Annotated in this window: 1 protein-coding gene; it reads right to left on the reverse strand. The window is 43.7% G+C overall.

The window, feature by feature from the left end; translation table 11 throughout:
• Positions 1-1,232 (reverse strand): condensation domain-containing protein (locus IYN84_RS20835; RefSeq protein WP_196141216.1); only part of this gene is annotated, 1,232 nt, incomplete at both ends.

Genomic DNA, 1,232 nt, shown 5'->3' on the forward strand with positions numbered 1-1,232 from the left:
ATTAATCACCGAGTGCTGTTCAATCATAACTCCTTTAGGTTGGCCGGTGGTGCCCGAGGTATAAATGACATAAGCCAGGTCATCTGCGGTCGAGACAGGCTCAGGGTTACGAGTATCAGTGACGCTTTCCGATAACTCACTATCGACAGCTAATATCGACACTCCATCGTCAAACCATGTGTTCAAACCGACAGGATAATCTCCATGACTTAACAACAGTTTCATGCGGGTATCATTAACGATAAAGCTCAGGCGCTCACGAGGATAAGCGGGTGACAGTGGTACATAGGCAGCGCCCGATTTTAATACCGCCAACATCGATATAATCATGTCCAGACTTTTATCGAAATACAGTCCAATGAAGGTGTCAGGTTGTAATTCGTGACCATTTCTTTGCTGATAGTCATGACGTATTCGACGCGCCAAAACATTCACCCGCCAATTCAGCTCTCTATAAGTAAGAAACTTTCCATCACACATCACCGCGATATGCTGCGGTGTCTTTTCCACCTGTTGCTCAAACTTCTGTTGAATGCTTACCCGCTCACCAAAATCAACATCAGTTTGATTCCAGTCGAATATCAGTCGCTGATATTCCTGAGGAGGCAACCATTGAAAAGTTGAAAGTGGTTGCTCTGGTTTCGACACCATTTGACTTAATACATGCTCAAAACGAACAATTAGTCGCTGCATATTGGCTGCAGAAAAAAGACTCTTTGCATACACCAGATGTCCCTTCAGTTGTTCCTGTTTGTCACTAATAAACAGACTGACATCAAAGTGTGCGGGGGAATAATCATCCGAACCCAGCAATAAATCGTCACTGGCAAAAGGCAACTGCTCCATCACATTTTCCGATAAGGAAAAATCCTGTACTGAAAAAAGAACTTGAAACAAAGGGTGACTCGATGGGTCTCGTTCCAACTGCAGACTGTTAACGATTTGCTCAAAAGGCAAGCTCTGATGCTGCTTTGCTTCAGTAACGGTTGTATGCAAACGTTCAATCATGTAACGAACGTTTTGCTCAACCTCAAGCTGCATTCTTAGTGGCAAGAGATTAACAAAGTATCCGATTAAGGACTGGACTTGTGGATGTTCTCGATTATCGACTGGCGTACCAATGGTAATATCAGTTTGACTGCAAGTTCCAAAGAGCGTTAAAAACCAGCCCGATAACAACACCGTGTAAAGCGTTGTATCACATTCTTTGGCTAACATCCTGAGTTGAAGTG

It is taken from the genome of Aliikangiella sp. G2MR2-5 (genome assembly GCF_015687155.1).
In the GTDB taxonomy this organism is placed as follows: domain Bacteria; phylum Pseudomonadota; class Gammaproteobacteria; order Enterobacterales; family Kangiellaceae; genus Aliikangiella.